A 16,154-nucleotide genomic window follows, 5' to 3' on the forward strand; every position below is an offset into this window, starting at 1 on the left:
GGCCTCAAGCGGCCGAGTGACTCGCGGAGAGCGACGTTACGGCCGAGTAACCTGGCCCCGCAATACCAGTTCTCCAAGTTTCGGCCCGGCTCCGCACCTATCCGCTGTTCTTTGCGGTGACTGAGCAGTGCCGCCGGGAAACTCATCCAGAAGTGACAAATTCCGCCGGCCCGCATGGAGCGGGGAGCACAGGCACAGCGGCGGGCCGGCGCCGGCCGCCTGTGGACACCCAGGAGGGGCGGTCGGCATCGGGGTACGCGGCAACTGACAAGGGGCCGGGGCCGTTTGCTCACCTCTGTACAAGAACGAGCAATCACGGAAACTTCATCAAACAGCAGGATTGTGCAGCGGTGTTTCCCGCCAGTAACCTCACGGCTCGGTGAATTCAGAGGTGAAACCGGCCTCGTGCACCTCGACCCACCCTTTCACTCATCCGCATCCGCGTCAGGCCCCTTCAGCGGGTCATGCCGGTTCCGGAACTTCGCAGACCCATCAGGTCCGAATACGGCAGCACCTTCTGGACGGCTGCCGGAAAAGGGGAAGACATGAGATCCGTTTCAACCCGGTTGCGCCTGGGGCTGCTGGCCGGCTCCACGGCCCTCGCCGCGTTCGTGTCCGCGGGCACGGCTACCGCCGGCACGGGGGCTGTCAGCCTGAACGGAACCTGGGCGCCGTTCTCCCGGTGCCCCGTGGACGCTCCGGCGATGCTGGCGGCCGACGGGCAGAACGACACCGCCCTCTGCCTCTCCTCCCATTCGGCGAACGGCTCCATCAAACTCGGCAACTCCGTGGTGCCGACCGGGGCGAGCGATCTCCAGCTCGGTGTGGTCACCCACCCCGACGGCACCTCCACTCTGGTCTCCCCCGCGGGCGGCGCCCTCGTGGCCGACTCCGCCCAGCTGCCCGGCGGACTGCTGGGCCTGATGTGCCCGAGCGACATCCCGGTGGTGAGCGGCGTCTGCAAGCAGCTCACCGACAACACTCTCAACCGGGTGACCGCGACCATCGAATCGGTGAACAACCCAAGTGGCTTCACACTGCTGGCCGGCGCCACTACAGGGAAGCCGATCGTGACTCTGCCCGTCCGGATCCATCTGCAGAACCCGTTCCTGGGTGACAAGTGCTACATCGGCACCTCATCCGACCCGATCCTGCTGCGCCCGCAGAACCTGACGGCTCCGACCCCGGGAACGGAGGCGTTCGACGGCGACGGCACCGCCGACCCGGACGGCGCCCTGGGCCGGATCAACCTCATCGGCGCGAACCAGGGTGACTCGGCCTACGCGGTACCCGGCGCCAGCGGCTGCGGGCTGAACCTGCTCAACTGGGCCGTCAATCTGAAGACAGCCCTCCCCTCCCCGTCGGGCAAGAACAACGTGACGCTGAACAGCGCGTCGACCTACGTCGCCACCCTCAACGACCCGGCCAGCGTTGCTCCCGGCGAGGGCAAGGCGCTGTCGGACGCCTGGCACTCGGCCGTCCGGCCCTGACCGGTCTGCGGCGCGAGGCCCGGTGGGCCGCCCTCACCACGAGGGCGGCCCTGACCGGGCCGACGGGCCGGACGCGCGGGCCGCGGCGCAGGACACCGCCGGCAGGCCGCACTGCCGACAACCAGCCATTCCTGCGGGGCAGCCGCGACCGCCCTCAGCGCCCGGCAGCCCCGGAACCCGGCAGGACCGGAATGTTGGGCGGGCAGAGGTTGTCGGGCGAGTCAGGAATACATGTCGTGCCCTGGTTCATCTCGATGCTGTTTCCCGGCCCTGAGATCGAGGCGGTGAACAAGGGGTCGAGGTCCTCACCATTGGTGCCGCACCCCGAGAACTCAGGAATGTCTATGGTCCCGTCGAGCGTGCCGCCGTAAAAGACGTTCGTGTATTTGGCGCCCCCATTGAGAACCACCTTGTACGGCTTCGCGGTTCGGCAGGAGCCGCCGACGTCCAGGGGTGTTCCGTTCACCTTCACGTCGTACAGACGCAGGGACTGCTTGAACGAGATCACCGAGAACACACTCGTCCCGACGTTCCCGGTGGAGATGGTGACTGGACCGGTCTCGAACCTCACCTTCGCCGTGACCGGCTCGAATCCGAAAGTCAGGAACGTCGATTCCGCGTCGGGGAGCCGCAGGTCCGCCAGCGAGTCGAGTCGCAGATACAGACCGCCCGGCTGGACGCTGGACCTGACCGAGGAATGCGTGACAGCCAGCACGCTGATCGTCACCGGGTTGTGCTTCGGATCATTGATGATCATGGCACCGTTGAGCTTGCTGATGTTCGCCGCGCCGAGCGCGTAGGCACAGCCGGGGCTCCCCGGCAGGTCGAACTCGCCGGGTGTGGCGCCCGGCGGAGCCTTGGGCGCGTCGCTGGGGTCGGCCTTGCCCTGCGGTATCACGGTCGGGCACTTGCCGGTACCGGCCGCGGTGGCCCGCGGCTGCACGGTGAGGCCTGCGCCGCCCTTGGGCCCCTTCTCGCCGCCCGGAGCACTCGGCTTCCCGGTGCCCGGCGTCGCGGACGGCTCGGAGCCCGAGGAATCCGCCACCGGAACGGTCCCCAGACGCAGATCCTGACCGGCGACCGGCCGGCAGACCAGCGGAACGGCCTTCGGGGTACTCTGCCCACCGGTGGTGGGTGTCGCGGACTGCAGTCCAAGTTTCAACTCCCCTGCGGTCAGGGTGACATCACCCGCGGCGCCCACGGTGACGGTGGGCACAGCACCCGTGTGCACCAGCCGCACATCGCCATCGGCCGGCACCGGCGTGCTCGGCGCGGCGAGGTCCGCCCACATGGCGGTGGCCGACTGATCGTTCTGGCTGACCTCCACGGCGAGCGACGCCGTGCTCAGTACGGCGTCCGCGCCGTCCGGCAGCAGCCGGGCGAGATCCCCGCGAGCGAGCCCCACCTGGACCGTCACCGGTCCTGGCTGCACCGGCTTCCCGGTCTCCGCGGATGCCGGGAGATGTGCCGCCACCTCGACGGTGGCCCGGGTGGGCCCGGACTCGGGGCCGCAGTCGTACGAGAAGGTCCCCGGGTCCCCGCTCTCGCCGGCGGCCGAGCCGTTGCCCGCCAGCAGCCCGGCGACGAGTGCCGCTGCCGCCGCGGAGGCCAGCCGCACCGGCCGCCTGCCGCCCTTCACAGGTGTCCTGGTATTCATGCCGGCCCCGCCCTCCGCCTCATACGTTCCGGTTCCTCTCTCTTCCGCCACGCGGGCCCGCCGGGTCTCCCCGCCCCCAACGTGAAATCCGGGCCGGAGGCAGCACGTGCTGCCTCCGGCCCGTGCCGTCGCGCGCAACGGGGTTACGGGGTGGAGATCACCGGCAGGGTGCTCACCGCGTACGAGGCGTTGAACGCGGCCACGTCACCGTTGTTGATGAGCCCGAGGCAGCTGGCGCCGGACGCGACCAGACCCGTTCCCGTGCCGTCGATCACCAGGGCGTGGGCTGTGTTGTCGTAGTGACCGTTGACCGTTCCGGTGAAGTCTGCCGCGCAGCCGACACCGGCGATGTGCGCCGAGATCGAGCTGACCGTGCCGTTCACCCAGGTCGGGTGGGTGGCGTTCACGCTGACCGCGTTGATCTTCCACGGGGTGGCCTTCATCGTGACCTTGAAGGTGATGCCCGCCACGTTGCAGTTGGTGAAGGTGATGTTTCCGATGGTGCCGATCCCGGCTCCCGTGGCGCTCGTCGCCTGGAGCGATCCGGCGGTCACGTCGGACGACGCACAGTTCAGTGTGGCCGCCGGCACCGCCAGCGAGGGATTGACGGCGTGCGCGGTGTAGGCGCCGGAGTGGGTGACCGTCCACGACGAGGTGGCGGTCGCCGACGCGGACGTCGCGGCCAGGCCGACGGCCGCACCAATGGCGACGGTGACGACTGCGGCTCTTGCGGCAAACTTGTGCATGGTGTGATTTCCCTTCGTGGCGTCCTGATCAGATTCCCGGAGCCCCGTCCCGAGCGGAACGGAACCCCCACGAGGTTCACGTGGCCGGAAGGCGGTTTCGTCCCGGGCGACCCCTGTTCCGACCGTGCGGCGATGACGCTACGAGTGAGTAACCTGAGTTAGCAATGGCCCGTACGAAGAAATCCGGTCCTGGGTTTTCCGCGGTCAATTTCCTGTTGTCCGGCGAGTATTGGGCCGTGCCCTCATTAGCTGAAAGTGAGTGATTCCGCTGCCGCCCGCCGTGTGCCGCGGTGACAGTTGTCCGCTCCCGGGCCCGGCCGGGTGGCACACCGCCGCACCTGCCGCAGCCGCCAATGGCCCGCGCCCGCCTTGTCAGGAAATGACAACGGCGGCACATACGGAGTCCTCGTACTGTGCCACGGCGGCCGGGCGGGGGTCCGGATCCTGCGTCCGGGGCTGGCTTGATACGGCCCTCGGGGCATCTCTCGATCCGTCCGGGCTGTGTCCACGGGCTCCCGGCTTCGACTATGTTCAGCAACCCAAGTCGGTACGCACCTGAAGGTCTCCGGGAGCGCTCTCCCGTCGGCCACCCCCACCGGGCGCCGGAGAGCAAGGGGTCGAGGAATGCCGGGAGTTGCACAACCCTCGGACATCGGAGAGCCACTGGGACCACTTCCCCAGGAGTTCGCGGCCGTCATGCGGCCCGAACTGCCCAGCCTGATCAAGGAAATCGGGCTGGAGGTCACTCGCGCGTACCCCGAGTACGCACGTCTGCTCGAAGGCCCGTACGCGCAGGGCATCCGCATCGGCGTGGAGCAGAACATCTCCGTCTTCGTCGACCAGGTCGCCGAACCCACCACCTCATCCGCACTGCGGGACGAGATGTGCCGCAGGTTCGGCCGGTTCGAGGCGTACGAGGGCAGGAGCCTGGACCAGCTCCAGGGGGCGTACCGGCTCGGAGCCAGGATCGCCCTGCGGCGGGCGAAGCGGGTGGGCAGGCGCTACAACCTCTCCCCCACGCTGATGCTCACCTTCGCCGACGCGCTGTTCACCTATGTCGACGAACTCGAAGCCCTGTCGCGCGAGGGATATCTGGAGGTCCGGACCGCGGACGGGAACCAGCTGGACACCCAGCGGCGCCGCCTGCTGCATCTGATCCTCGCCGGTTCGCCGGTGCCCCGCGCCGCCATCGCCGAGCTCGCGGAGCAGACGGGCTGGTCGCTTCCCGGCCAGGTGACACTGGTCGCCCTGCGCCCGCCCGCAGGCGTCCCGTCCGCCCTGCTGGACAACGATGTCCTCGCCGATCTGGCCGAACCGCAGCCCCACCTGCTGGTTCCTGGCCCGTTCGACGAGCGAAGACAGCACATGCTCGACGTCGCGCTCCCCGGAGCACACCGGACGGTCGGCCTCACCGTCCCGCTCGCGAACGCCGCGGACTCGCTCCGCTGGGCCCGCCGGGTGCTCGACCTGGTCGACACCGGCATCGTCGAGGACGCGCCGGCGATCAACTGCGAAGACCATATGGTGACCCTCTGGCTGCTCTCCGACCGCGCACTCCTCGAACAGCTCGCCGGGCGTGAACTGGCCCCGGTCTCCCACCTCACCGCCAACCGCAGGGACCGTCTCCTGGAAACGCTGCACGCCTGGCTCGCGACGCGCGGCACCGCCGCCCACCTGGGGCAGGTCCTGGACGTGCACGCCCAGACCGTGCGTTACCGCATGCGCACCCTGGAGAGCATCTTCGGCCAGCAACTGTCCGACCCGGAACGCCGGTTCGCGATCGAGATCGTTCTACGCGCGATGCGGCTCGAATCGAGCGGCAGCTGAGACCGGCCGGTCCCCCCGCCGTGGCGACCGCCCGCCCGGCGGTCCGTCTTGCCCGGACGCCCGCCGCACCATAACCTGACTCCCCAGTAAGTTTACTTGGGAGTAAGGAAGCGTTCGTGGCGGACAACATCAGCGAAAGGCTCGCGGAGCTGGACTTCGCATCCGTCTCCCCGCAGGAGTTCGCGAGGATCATCAAGGGGCTCTCCACCCGGGAACTCGGCGAGATCGCACGGGGTGACCTGCGCCGCAGGGTGCTCGCGGAGGTCTTCGCGCGCATGGAGAGGCAGTTCCGGCCGGAGAGCGCCGGTTCGCTCGCCGCCGTGATCCGCTGGAAGGTCACGGGCGAGAGCGACGTGGTGTACGAGACGACGATCGCGGACGGGGTGTGCACCGTCACCGAGGGCCGCTCGGACGCCGATCCGCGGCTCACGCTGACCATGGGGGACGCCGACTTCCTCAAACTCGTGTCCGGCAACGCGAGCCCGGTGACGCTCTTCATGCTGCGCAAGGTCAAGATCGCAGGCGATGTGGGCCTCGCGTCCGGGCTCACCCGGTACTTCGACATCCCGAAGGCCTGAGGGGGAGGGACATGACCGGCTTTTCCCTCGAACTGACCGACGAACAGCGGGACTTGAAGGACTGGGTGCACGGCTTCGCAGCCGGCGTGGTCCGCCCGGCCGCCGCCGAGTGGGACGAGCGCGAAGAGACACCGTGGCCCGTCATCAAGGAGGCCGCCAGGATCGGCCTCTACGGTTTCGAGTCGCTGGCCGACATGTACGGCGATCCCAGCGGTCTCTCCCTCCAGATCGCCAACGACGAACTCTTCTGGGGCGACGCCGGGATCGGCATGGCACTGTTCGGCACCTCGCTCGCGGTTGCCGGGATCTTCTCGTCCGGCACCCCCGACCAGCTGGCCGAGTGGGTACCGCAGTGCTTCGGCGACGCGGACGACCCGCGGCTCGCGGCGTTCTGCGTGTCGGAGCCGGAAGCGGGCTCCGACGTCTCCGCGATGCGCACCCGCGCCCGCTACCAGGAGGCGACCGACGAATGGGTGATTCACGGCCAGAAGGCCTGGATCACCAACGGCGGTATAGCCGACGTCCACGTGGTGGTCGCCTCGGTCGATCCCGAGCTCGGTTCGCGCGGGCAGGCCGCCTTCATCGTGCCGCCCGGCACACCGGGTCTGGCGGCGAATCGCAAGATCAAGAAGCTGGGGCTGCGCGCCTCGCACACCGCGGACGTCTTCCTCGACGAGGTCCGGGTGCCCGGACACTGCCTCCTCGGCGGCAAGGAGAAGCTGGACCGCAGGCTCGCCCGTGCCCGGGAGGGCGGCCGGGCCAAGGGCCAGGCGGCCATGGCGACCTTCGAGGTCAGCCGTCCGACGGTGGGCGCCCAGGCGCTGGGGATCGCACGGGCCGCCTACGAGTACGCGCTGGAGTACGCGGGTGACCGGCAGGCCTTCGGCCGCCCCGTCATCGAGAACCAGTCGATCGCCTTCGCGCTCGCGGATCTGCGGACCGAGATCGAGTCCGTACGGCTGCTGATCTGGCAGGCCGCCTGGATGGCCAGGAACGGCAAAGCCTTCGACGCGGGTCAGGGCTCCATGTCCAAACTGCGCGCCGGTGAGCTCGCCGTCGCCGCGTCGGAGAAGGCCGTCCAGATACTCGGCGGCGCGGGATACAGCCGTGAGCATCCGGTGGAACGCATGTACCGCGACGCCAAGATCTACACGATCTTCGAGGGCACCAGCGAGATCCAGCGCCTGGTGATCGCACGGGCGATCTCGGGCCGCCACATCCGCTGACGCCCTCTCCGCAGGCCGGTCGGCAGCTGCCTGCCGGGGCCGCGCGGCCTCAGCCGCGGCGCACCCTTCGGCGTTCAGTGCCGGCAGTGACGAAGAATGACGCCGCTCGCCCCGGGTGAGCCCGGGGCGAGCGGTCCCGGCGCCGGCTCAGCGGGCGGCGTCGCGCACGGTCGCTCCGATCTCGGCACGCAGTCCGGCGTACTCGGGCATCCCCCGCAACTCGTCCGGATCCTCACCCCCGGTACGGGGCAGGGCAATGGGAATGTCCAGCGCGACGGTGCCGGGACGGGCGCTCAGAACGACCGCGCGGGTACCCAGGAAAACCGCCTCGTCGACGCTGTGCGTGACGAAGACCGACGTGATCCCGGTCTGGGCGCTCACGGTGCGCAGATCCTCCTGGAGCCGCTCGCGGGTCAGCGCGTCCAGGGCCGCGAACGGCTCGTCGAGCAACAGCAGATCCTTGCCGCCCGCCAGCGCCCTGGCGATGGCCACCCGCTGCTGCTGGCCCCCCGATATCTGCCAGGTCCTGCGGCCGGCGGTACCGGCCAGCCCGACGCGCTCCAGCAACTCCTCCGCCCGTAGCGGTCGTTCGGCCCTGGGTACGCCTGCGAAGCGCAGGGCCAGGGAGATGTTGTCGCCGACCGTGCGCCACGGGAACAGCCGCGGCTGCTGGAAGACGACTCCTGCCTGACGCCCCGGCTCCGGCGTCCCGCCGTGCACGGCGACCGTGCCGGACGAAGCGCTCTCGAAGCCGGCGATCAGCCGCAGCAACGTACTCTTCCCGCAGCCCGACGGGCCTACGAGCACAAGGAACTCGCCCGCCGGGATGTCCAGCGTCAGCGGTCCGAGCGCCGTGACGGCCTCCGGCCCGCGGCCGTACCGGTGCTGTACCTCACGCACGGCCACGGCGGCCGTGGCGGTGCCGGTGGTCTCGGGCGCGAATCCGCCATTACCCGGCCGCGGACGGTCACTTGGAGACGGCATCGCTGAGCCCTTCCACGTACACGGCCTTCTCCAGCTCCGGGAGCCCCGGCGCGGCCGGGATCTGCTTCTGCCCGACCAGGAAGTCCGCCGCGCTCCGGAGGTTCCGGGCCAGGCCGCCGACATGGCCCGGCCGCCCCAGCCACTTGTCGTCGGCCTGTTCGGCGGGCTTGAGGAAGATGCCCTGCTTGAGCTGGGCGGCGGCGTCGCGGCTGTTGATCCCGAGCTGTCCGCCCACCGCTTCGGCCGCGGCCGGCGGGTCGTCATGAATCAGGTTCAGGGCCCGTGCCTCGACCTTGCGCCAGGCGGCGATCACCTCCGGCTGGGCCTTGATGAAGCTGCTCGACGCCACTCCCAGGTCGAGTGTGGGCTTGCCGGCTGCCGCCAGTTGACGGCTGGAGACCAGGGTCTTGCCGGTCTTCTTGAGTTCGTCGAGGGTGGGGAGCCAGACGTAGGCCGCGTCGATGTCGCCGCGCGACCAGGCGGCGACGATGTCCTGCGGTTCGAGGTCCAGCAGCTTCACCTTGGAAGGGGCCACTCCCGCCCTGTCGAGTGCGGCGAGCAGGCTGTAGTGCGAGGTGGAACTGAACGGAGTCGCGACCTTGTGGCCCGCCAGATCCTTGACGTCCTTGATACCGGAACCGTTGCGGGCCACCAGCGCCTCGTTGTCACCGGCGACGTCCAGGACCCAGGTGACCCGGTAGGGAATGTTCAGCGGTGCGGAGAGACCGCGCGCCACCGGACTCGATCCGATCGCGGCCAGATCCACCGCCCCGGAGACGAAGGCGGTGTTGATGCTCGCCCCGGAGTCGAACTTGATCCACTTGATCGTGCGGCCCGGCAGCGCCTTCTCCAGCCAGCCTTTCTCCTTCACGATCAAGTCCCCACTGGGGAAAGCCTGATAGGCGATCCTGATCTCCTTGCTGTCGCCCTTGGCACTGCCGCTGCCACCGGTACCGCAGCCGGTGACGACGATCAGCGCTCCCAGAGCCGCGACGAGCGTGGAGGTGCGGCGCAGACCGCGTGTTCCGGGCATGGCGTAGTCCTTCATTCGATGTTCGCAGGGCGGGGCGGCGGGGCGGGAGGAATGGGCGGCCGGCGGTCAGGACAGCCTGCGCCAGGGTGCGAGCCGGTTCTCGGCGATCCGCAGCAACGCGTCGATCAGCAGGCCGGAGACACCGATCGCGAAGAGGCCCAGCACCACCACGTCGGACTGGTTGTAACGCTGTGCGTCGCGGATCATGCCGCCGATGCCGGGCAGGCCGTTCACGGTTTCCGCGGCGACGACCGAGGAGTAGGCGATCCCGAACGCCAGCCGGACACCGATCAGGATCTCCGGCAGCGCGGACGGCAGGACGACAGAGGTCACGACCTGTGAGCGGCGTGCCCCGATGGCCCGTGCGGCCTCCACCAGCGAGGAGGGCGCGGAGGCGACCGCGGACGCGGTGGCCACGGCCACCGGCGGCATGGCCGCGATCGCCAGCAGCCACAGCTTGGGGGCCTCGTCGATACCGAACCAGATGATCAGAAGGCTGAAGTAGGCGAGCGGCGGCAGCGTGCGCAGGAAGGCCACCGCCGGTTCGAGGACGACACGCACCCACGGCAGCGTGCCCATCAGCAACCCCGCCACCAGTCCTGCCAGTACACCGGCGCCCGCCCCGATCGCGATCCGGCGCAGGCTGATGCCCAGGTGTTCGATCAGCGTGTGGCCCTGGTAGCCGCGCACCCCGTCATGGGTGCCGGACGTCTCGATGAAGGCGTGCCAGACGGCCGACGGCGGCGGCACCAGCAGCGGTGACCAAAGCCGCAGAGCGGTGACGAGCTGCCAGAGGCCGAGCAGGACGACGAGCGCGAGCAGCCGCAGCCCCGCCCTGCGCAGCAGCGCGGCCCTTTCCGGGGAACGGCGCCGGGGCTGAGGCGGCTCCGGGGCCGGAGCCGGAGCGTACGGCTGTTTCTCCGTGGCGGTGGATGTGGTCAAGGCGGACTCCGGCGAGAGGTGCGGAACGGCGGAAGACCGCCGGGGACAGGGAGACGCGGTACGGGGTGGCGCACTGCGGGGGGCGGCGGGCCGTGCACGCGAGTCCCCGGAGGCCGTGCGGACGGCGCGCGGTACGGGCACGTCTGCCGTACCCTCCGGCGCACGGAGGCCGCGTCCGGCGAGGACCCTGGTCAGCCGTCGGACGACCGGAGGAGGGCAGGCGGACAACGCCGCGGACTGCGGGAAGTACTCAGCGCTGCCGGGCCAGGCTCAACAGGAGCAGCTGGTCACACGGCAGAGATCGATGGTGAGGCATTCCACCAGATACTGATCGCTGGTCACGGGGGATTTGTAGCACAGCGCCGTGGCCGCCACCAGGGGATGTCCGCGACCTGGTACGGAGCGCCACCGGCCCAACGCGCCCGGCGGGCAGGGGGATTGGACCGGCGGACGCGGGGTGTGCCGGAGGCGGCCGCGCCTCCTGAGGTCATCGGCGGGCGGGCTCAGGAGGGGAACGCGACGTGAGGGCGAAGCTCTTCGGCCCTCTCAGGGGCGGCCTCCCGGCGTGCCCGTGCAGGGGCGGTCCCGGGAAGCCGTGTCCGCCACGGCACGTGTACCGCCGAAGGGATGAAGCGCCCGGCCGGACGATCGCTGGTCCGGCCCACAGCGTGTGCGCCGTTCGCGCGACGGTGTGAGGGTCCCACTGTGACCACCGCCACCAGCGCAGCCCCGGCCGCACCACCCGTGCTCGATGTCCGGCAGCGGAACATCGTGTTCGGCACGATCATGCTCGGTGTGCTGCTGGCCGCTCTCGACCAGACGATCGTCGGCACCGCGCTGCCGACGATCGTCTCGGACCTGGGCGGGGCGGCGCACATGTCCTGGGTGGTCACCGCGTATCTGCTCGCCGAGACGGTCGCCACCGTACTGGTCGGCAAGTTCGGTGACCTCTTCGGACGCAAGCTGATCTTCCAGGTGTCGGCGATCATCTTCATCACCGGCTCGTTCCTGTGCGGTCTGGCGACGAACATGCTGCTGCTGATCGCCTGGCGCGCCGTCCAGGGCATCGGCGCGGGCGGGCTGATGGTCACCGCCATGGCACTGATCGCCGACGTCATCCCGCTGCGTGAACGCGGCAAGTACCAGGGCGCCATCGGTGCGGTCTTCGGGGTGTCCACGGTGATCGGCCCGTTGCTAGGCGGGGTGTTCACGGATCATCTGACCTGGCGCTGGGCGTTCTACGTCAACGTCCCGATCGCCATCCTCGTGGTGATCGCGGCGGCCCGCAACATCCCCTCGGTCAGATCCGCGAGCCGGCCGGTCATCGACTATCTGGGCATCGCGCTGGTCACGGTCGGGGCGAGCTCCCTCATCCTGGCCACCAGCTGGGGCGGCAATCAGTACGCCTGGGGCTCGGGCACCGTCATCGGCCTGTTCGCGCTGGGGCTCGCCTCGCTCGCGCTGTTCTGCGTGGTCGAGACGCGTGCGGCGGAACCGATGCTGCCCATGCGGCTGTTCTCCGGCCCGGTGTTCGCCGTCTGCTCGATCCTCAGTTTCATCGTCGGCTTCGCGATGCTCGGTGCGATGACCTTCCTGCCGACCTATCTGCAGTACGTCGACGGGGACTCGGCGACGATCTCCGGCGTGCGGACGCTGCCGATGGTCGTCGGCCTGCTCATCGCCTCCGTGTTCAGCGGCAACGTCGTCAGCAAGACGGGCAACTACCGGATCTTCCCCATCACCGGGTCGCTGGTGATGGCCGCTGGGCTGTTCCTGATGTCCCGGATGGGCCCGCGGTCGGGCGTCTGGCGCGAGTCGCTGTACATGTTCGTGCTCGGCCTGGGGATCGGGCTCTGCATGCAGGTGCTGACCATCGCCGTCCAGAACACGGTCGACTACTCCGATCTGGGCACCGCGACCTCCGGTGTGACGTTCTTCCGTACGCTGGGAAGCGCCTTCGGCACCGCGGTGTTCGGCACGATCTATGCCAACACCCTCAAGCCGAAGCTCAGTTCGGCGATCGGGCGAGCGGCGGGGACGTCCGGTATCAGTCCGGCCCGGGTATCCCGTGCCGCCCAGGACCCGAAGTCCCTTCACAAGCTCCCCGGCAACACGGCTGAGCCGGTCATCCAGGCGTACGCCCACACCATCCACACCGTCTTCCTGTGGACCGTGCCGGTCGCCCTCATCGGGTTCGTCGTGGCCCTGTTCCTGAAGCAGGTGAAGCTCCGTGACTCCGCCCGCGCCGGGTCGACCGACATGGGCGAGGGTTTCGCCGCTCCCGCGTCCGGTGACCCGGCCAAGATGCTGGAGTTCTCCATCGCGCGGATCCTGCGCGACCAGGGTCCGGACACCGCCCGGCGGATCGTCGCGGAGTCCGACACCCGGCTCGATGTGGCGGGCGCCTGGACCGTGATGCAGGTCGAGCTGCTCACCCGCCTGGTCGGGCACGCCACCGTCGGGCTGACGGCGGCCCGGTACCGGATCCCGCCCGAGGTGCTGGTGCCGGTCTTCGACCGCATGGTCGACGAGGGCTACCTCACCCGGGACGGCAGCCTCTTCTCGCACACCGAGGCGGGTTTCCGGGAGGCGCAGACGATCACCGCTGCCTGGGCGCAGTGGCTGAACGACCAGCTGGAGGCGGACACCGGCAGGCGCCGCAGTGCCGAGCTGCGGGCGGCAGCGGACGCCATCGCGAAGCGACTGCTGGCCGAGGACCTGGCCACCGGTCTGCCCCGCGTCCCCGGGACGGCCACGGCGGCCCGCTGACCGGTTCCGGCTGCCCGGCCGCGTGCGTCATGCCGGGAGGCGGGGGCTCCGGGACAGGAACACCGGGCTTTCTTTCATAATGGTGGTCGGGGCCTCCACCGCGGAGGATCCGGACGACCACGGCAGCCCGGCCCGCCCGCCGGATCAGCGGTGCCATTGCAGCGGCGCCATTTCCTGGAGGAAGAGGCCCATGAGCGAGGAGCGCCCGGAGCGGCGCCCGGCCGGCGAGCTGGAGGCGAGCGTGCTCGCCGTGCTGTGGGCGGACGGGAACCCGCTCACCCCGGCAGATGTGCAGCGCGCGCTCGGCGGCGGGCTCGCCAGGACCACCGTGACGACGATCCTGAGCCGGCTGCACGACAAGGGGTGGGTCTCCAGGACCCGCGAGGGCCGTGGCTTCGCCTACACCCCGACCGAGGACCCTCCCGGGCTCACGGCCCGCCGGATGCACTCCGAGCTGGAGAAGGAAAAGGACCGCTCCACGGTCCTCGCCCGTTTCGTGTCCCGGCTGAGCTCGGACGACGAGCGGCTGCTGCGCGAGCTGCTGGAGAGTGAGGGCAAGTGATCTACTCCGTGTGGGTGCCCCTGCTGATGCCGCTGCTCGTAGCGCCCGTCGCCCGCCGGATGGCCGGGCTGCTGGCGCCCCGCCAGGCCGTCCGGCTGCTGACGGCCGCGGCGCTCACACTCGGCTGCTGCTCGGCCGGCGCGCTCGGACTGCTCGCCGCAGCAGGCCTGCTGCGGCTGCCGCCGGTGGCCGCGCTCGGCCGGCTGATCCACCCGGTGGCGGGCGACGGGCCGGTCACCGCCGGCGCCGCTGTGGCTGCCGGCGCCGCGCTCGCCGTCTGTGTCACAGCGCTGGTACGCACCGTGGTGCGGCAGCGCGCGGAGCTGCGGGGGGCCCGGCTGGAGATCGGGGACGGCGGAGAGCTGGCCGTGGTGCGGGACGCCGCCCCCGACGCGTACGCGCTGCCCGGCCGGCCGGGCCGGATCGTCGTCACCACCGGCATGCTGCGGGCGCTGGCGCCCGCGGAACGCGAGGCGCTGTTCGCCCATGAACGCGCACACCTGGCGGGGCGCCACCACCTCTTCGTCGCCGCAGCGGAGCTGGCCGCCGTCTGCCATCCGGCGCTGCGCGGGCTGCGGGCGCCGCTCGGTTACGCCCTGGAGCGCTGCGCGGACGAGGCGGCGGCCGGGGCGGTCGGTGACCGCTCCCTCGCGGCCCGTGCCATCGGCCACGCGGCACTCGCCGCCCACCGCGCGCCCACCGCACGCCCGAGCGTCGCGCTCGCCGCCACAGCCGGCCCTGTCCCGCGGCGGGTCGCCGCGCTTCTGGAGCACCGCTCCGCGGGCGCGGCGGGCCGCGGGTGGCACGGGCGGGCCGTGTCGGGCGTCGCCGCCGCGCTGCTGGTGTGCCTCTCGCTGTCCGCGGGCGGAGCGATCGACGCGGCGACGGACCTGCACGGCGGCATCGAGGCGGCGCAGGCCGGGGCCGGGCACCACACCGGACACTGACGGGCACGCGGAGGGCGCTTCCGCACGGTCCATGCGGCTCAGGCGCCGGGCCGCCGCGCGTGGAGTACGGCCGCGGCGGGCGCTCAGCCGCCGATTACCATCTCGAACATGTTGACGAACTGGGCGGGGAACGTCGCCTTCACGGCGCAGCACATCGACCGGCCCGCCACCCTCGCGGAGTTGCGCGGGCTCGTCGCCGCCGGCAGCCGGGTGCGCGTACTGGGCAGCGGCCACTCGTTCAACGCCATCGCGGACACCGACGGCACCCTCGTCTCGGTGGCCGGGCTGCCGCCGGAGATCGATGTGGACCGGTCGGCGGCGGCGCCCGCGGTCCGGGTCGCCGCCGGAGTACGGTACGCCGAGCTGGCCCGGGTGGTGCACGCGCACGGGCTCGCCCTGCCCAACATGGCCTCGCTCCCGCACATCTCCGTCGCGGGCTCCGTGGCCACCGGAACCCACGGGTCGGGGGTCACGACGGGTGGGCTCGCCACCAGTGTCAGGGAGCTCGAACTGGTCACCGCGGACGGTGAGTTGCGTACCCTCAGCCGCGAAAGGGACGGTGAGCGCTTCGCGGGGGCCGTGGTCTCGCTCGGCGCACTCGGCGTGGTCACCTCGCTCACCCTCGATCTGGTGCCGGGTTTCGAACTGGCGCAGCGGGTCCGCACCGGGCTGCCGCTGGCGGTCCTGGACGAACACTTCGACGCGGTGACATCGGCGGCGTACAGCGTGAGCCTCTTCACCGACTGGCGCGGCCCGCACTTCGGTCAGGTGTGGCTCAAGTACGCGGCGGGCCGGGAGCCCGAGTTCCCCTGGGCCCCCGAGGCGTCCGGGCCGGTGCACCCCGTACCGGGTGTGCACCCCGGGCACTGCACACAGCAGCAGGGCGTGCCTGGTCCGTGGCACGAGCGGCTGCCGCACTTCCGGGCGGAGTTCACCCCGAGTGCGGGTGAGGAGATCCAGTCCGAGTATCTGGTGGACCGGCGCGACGGGCTCGCCGCGCTGCACGCCGTGGACGCGATCCGGGACGCGATCGCCCCGGTGCTGCAGGTCTGCGAGGTGCGGACGATGGCCGCCGATGGTCTGTGGCTGAGTCCGGCATACGGCCACGACACGGTCGGGCTGCACTTCACCTGGCTCAAGGACGCCGGTGCCGTACTGCCGGTGCTCCGGCTGCTCGAAGAGCGGCTCGAGCCGTTCGCCGCGCGTCCGCACTGGGGGAAGCTGTTCACCGTGGAGCCCGGCCGGCTGGCAGCCCTGTATCCGAGAATGCCGGAATTCCGTGTCCTGGCACGGGAGATGGACCCCCGGTCCAAGTTCACCAACGCCTTCCTGGCACCGCTGCTCGACGACGTCTGAACGACACCACCTCGTCGCGTCCCCCGCCGTCACTTCC

At 70.6% G+C, this 16,154-nt stretch carries 13 protein-coding genes; 8 read left to right on the forward strand and 5 right to left on the reverse strand.

Annotation, left to right across the window (positions count from 1 at the left end; genetic code table 11):
- Positions 1-545: 545 nt before the first annotated feature.
- Positions 546-1,490, forward strand: a complete 945-nt coding sequence (locus OG584_RS04075; protein ID WP_405775042.1) for a hypothetical protein — start codon at positions 546-548, stop codon at positions 1,488-1,490.
- 154 nt (positions 1,491-1,644) lie between these two features.
- Here OG584_RS04075 and OG584_RS04080 read toward each other — a convergent pair whose 3' ends face one another.
- Complete coding sequence (locus OG584_RS04080; RefSeq protein WP_405775044.1) at positions 1,645-3,147, reverse strand: DUF6801 domain-containing protein; 1,503 nt, start codon at positions 3,145-3,147, stop codon at positions 1,645-1,647.
- A 143-nt stretch (positions 3,148-3,290) separates the two neighbouring features.
- Positions 3,291-3,893, reverse strand: a complete 603-nt coding sequence (locus tag OG584_RS04085; protein ID WP_405775046.1) for a hypothetical protein — start codon at positions 3,891-3,893, stop codon at positions 3,291-3,293.
- A 624-nt stretch (positions 3,894-4,517) separates the two neighbouring features.
- Between OG584_RS04085 and OG584_RS04090 the strand changes: the two genes are divergently transcribed.
- The 3 genes from OG584_RS04090 (at position 4,518) to OG584_RS04100 (ending at position 7,524) form a co-directional block, all read left to right on the forward strand.
- Positions 4,518-5,720: a helix-turn-helix domain-containing protein gene (locus OG584_RS04090; RefSeq protein WP_405775048.1), complete on the forward strand. Its 1,203-nt coding sequence runs from the start codon at positions 4,518-4,520 to the stop codon at positions 5,718-5,720.
- Between the two features lie 116 nt (positions 5,721-5,836).
- Positions 5,837-6,298: an SCP2 sterol-binding domain-containing protein gene (locus tag OG584_RS04095; RefSeq protein ID WP_405775050.1), complete on the forward strand. Its 462-nt coding sequence runs from the start codon at positions 5,837-5,839 to the stop codon at positions 6,296-6,298.
- Positions 6,299-6,309: 11 nt separating this feature from the next.
- Positions 6,310-7,524 carry an acyl-CoA dehydrogenase family protein gene (locus tag OG584_RS04100; RefSeq protein WP_405775052.1) on the forward strand — a complete coding sequence of 405 codons (1,215 nt, stop codon included), beginning with the start codon at positions 6,310-6,312 and terminating at the stop codon, positions 7,522-7,524.
- Positions 7,525-7,671: 147 nt separating this feature from the next.
- On the opposite strand, the gene OG584_RS04105 is transcribed toward OG584_RS04100, so the two are convergent.
- From OG584_RS04105 to OG584_RS04115, 3 genes are all read right to left on the reverse strand, one after another.
- Positions 7,672-8,508: an ABC transporter ATP-binding protein gene (locus tag OG584_RS04105; RefSeq protein ID WP_405775054.1), complete on the reverse strand. Its 837-nt coding sequence runs from the start codon at positions 8,506-8,508 to the stop codon at positions 7,672-7,674.
- Positions 8,492-9,541, reverse strand: a complete 1,050-nt coding sequence (locus OG584_RS04110; RefSeq protein WP_405775056.1) for an ABC transporter substrate-binding protein — start codon at positions 9,539-9,541, stop codon at positions 8,492-8,494. Before OG584_RS04110 ends, OG584_RS04105 begins: the two co-directional genes overlap by 17 nt.
- A gap of 66 nt (positions 9,542-9,607) precedes the next feature.
- Positions 9,608-10,483 (reverse strand): ABC transporter permease, encoded by an 876-nt coding sequence (locus OG584_RS04115; protein ID WP_405775058.1) that lies wholly within the window; start codon positions 10,481-10,483, stop codon positions 9,608-9,610.
- Positions 10,484-11,188: 705 nt separating this feature from the next.
- Between OG584_RS04115 and OG584_RS04120 the strand changes: the two genes are divergently transcribed.
- From OG584_RS04120 to OG584_RS04135, 4 genes are all read left to right on the forward strand, one after another.
- Positions 11,189-13,252, forward strand: a complete 2,064-nt coding sequence (locus OG584_RS04120; protein ID WP_405775060.1) for an MDR family MFS transporter — start codon at positions 11,189-11,191, stop codon at positions 13,250-13,252.
- A gap of 190 nt (positions 13,253-13,442) precedes the next feature.
- Positions 13,443-13,814 carry a BlaI/MecI/CopY family transcriptional regulator gene (locus OG584_RS04125; RefSeq protein WP_405775062.1) on the forward strand — a complete coding sequence of 124 codons (372 nt, stop codon included), beginning with the start codon at positions 13,443-13,445 and terminating at the stop codon, positions 13,812-13,814.
- A complete protein-coding gene (locus OG584_RS04130) occupies positions 13,811-14,761 on the forward strand; it encodes a M56 family metallopeptidase (RefSeq protein ID WP_405775064.1) in 951 nt (316 codons plus the stop codon). Before OG584_RS04125 ends, OG584_RS04130 begins: the two co-directional genes overlap by 4 nt.
- 99 nt (positions 14,762-14,860) lie before the next feature.
- Positions 14,861-16,117 (forward strand): FAD-binding protein, encoded by a 1,257-nt coding sequence (locus tag OG584_RS04135; RefSeq protein WP_405783878.1) that lies wholly within the window; start codon positions 14,861-14,863, stop codon positions 16,115-16,117.
- The last annotated feature ends 37 nt before the right edge of the window (positions 16,118-16,154 follow it).

Source organism: Streptomyces sp. NBC_00859, from assembly GCF_045161865.1.
Lineage (GTDB): Bacteria > Actinomycetota > Actinomycetes > Streptomycetales > Streptomycetaceae > Streptomyces.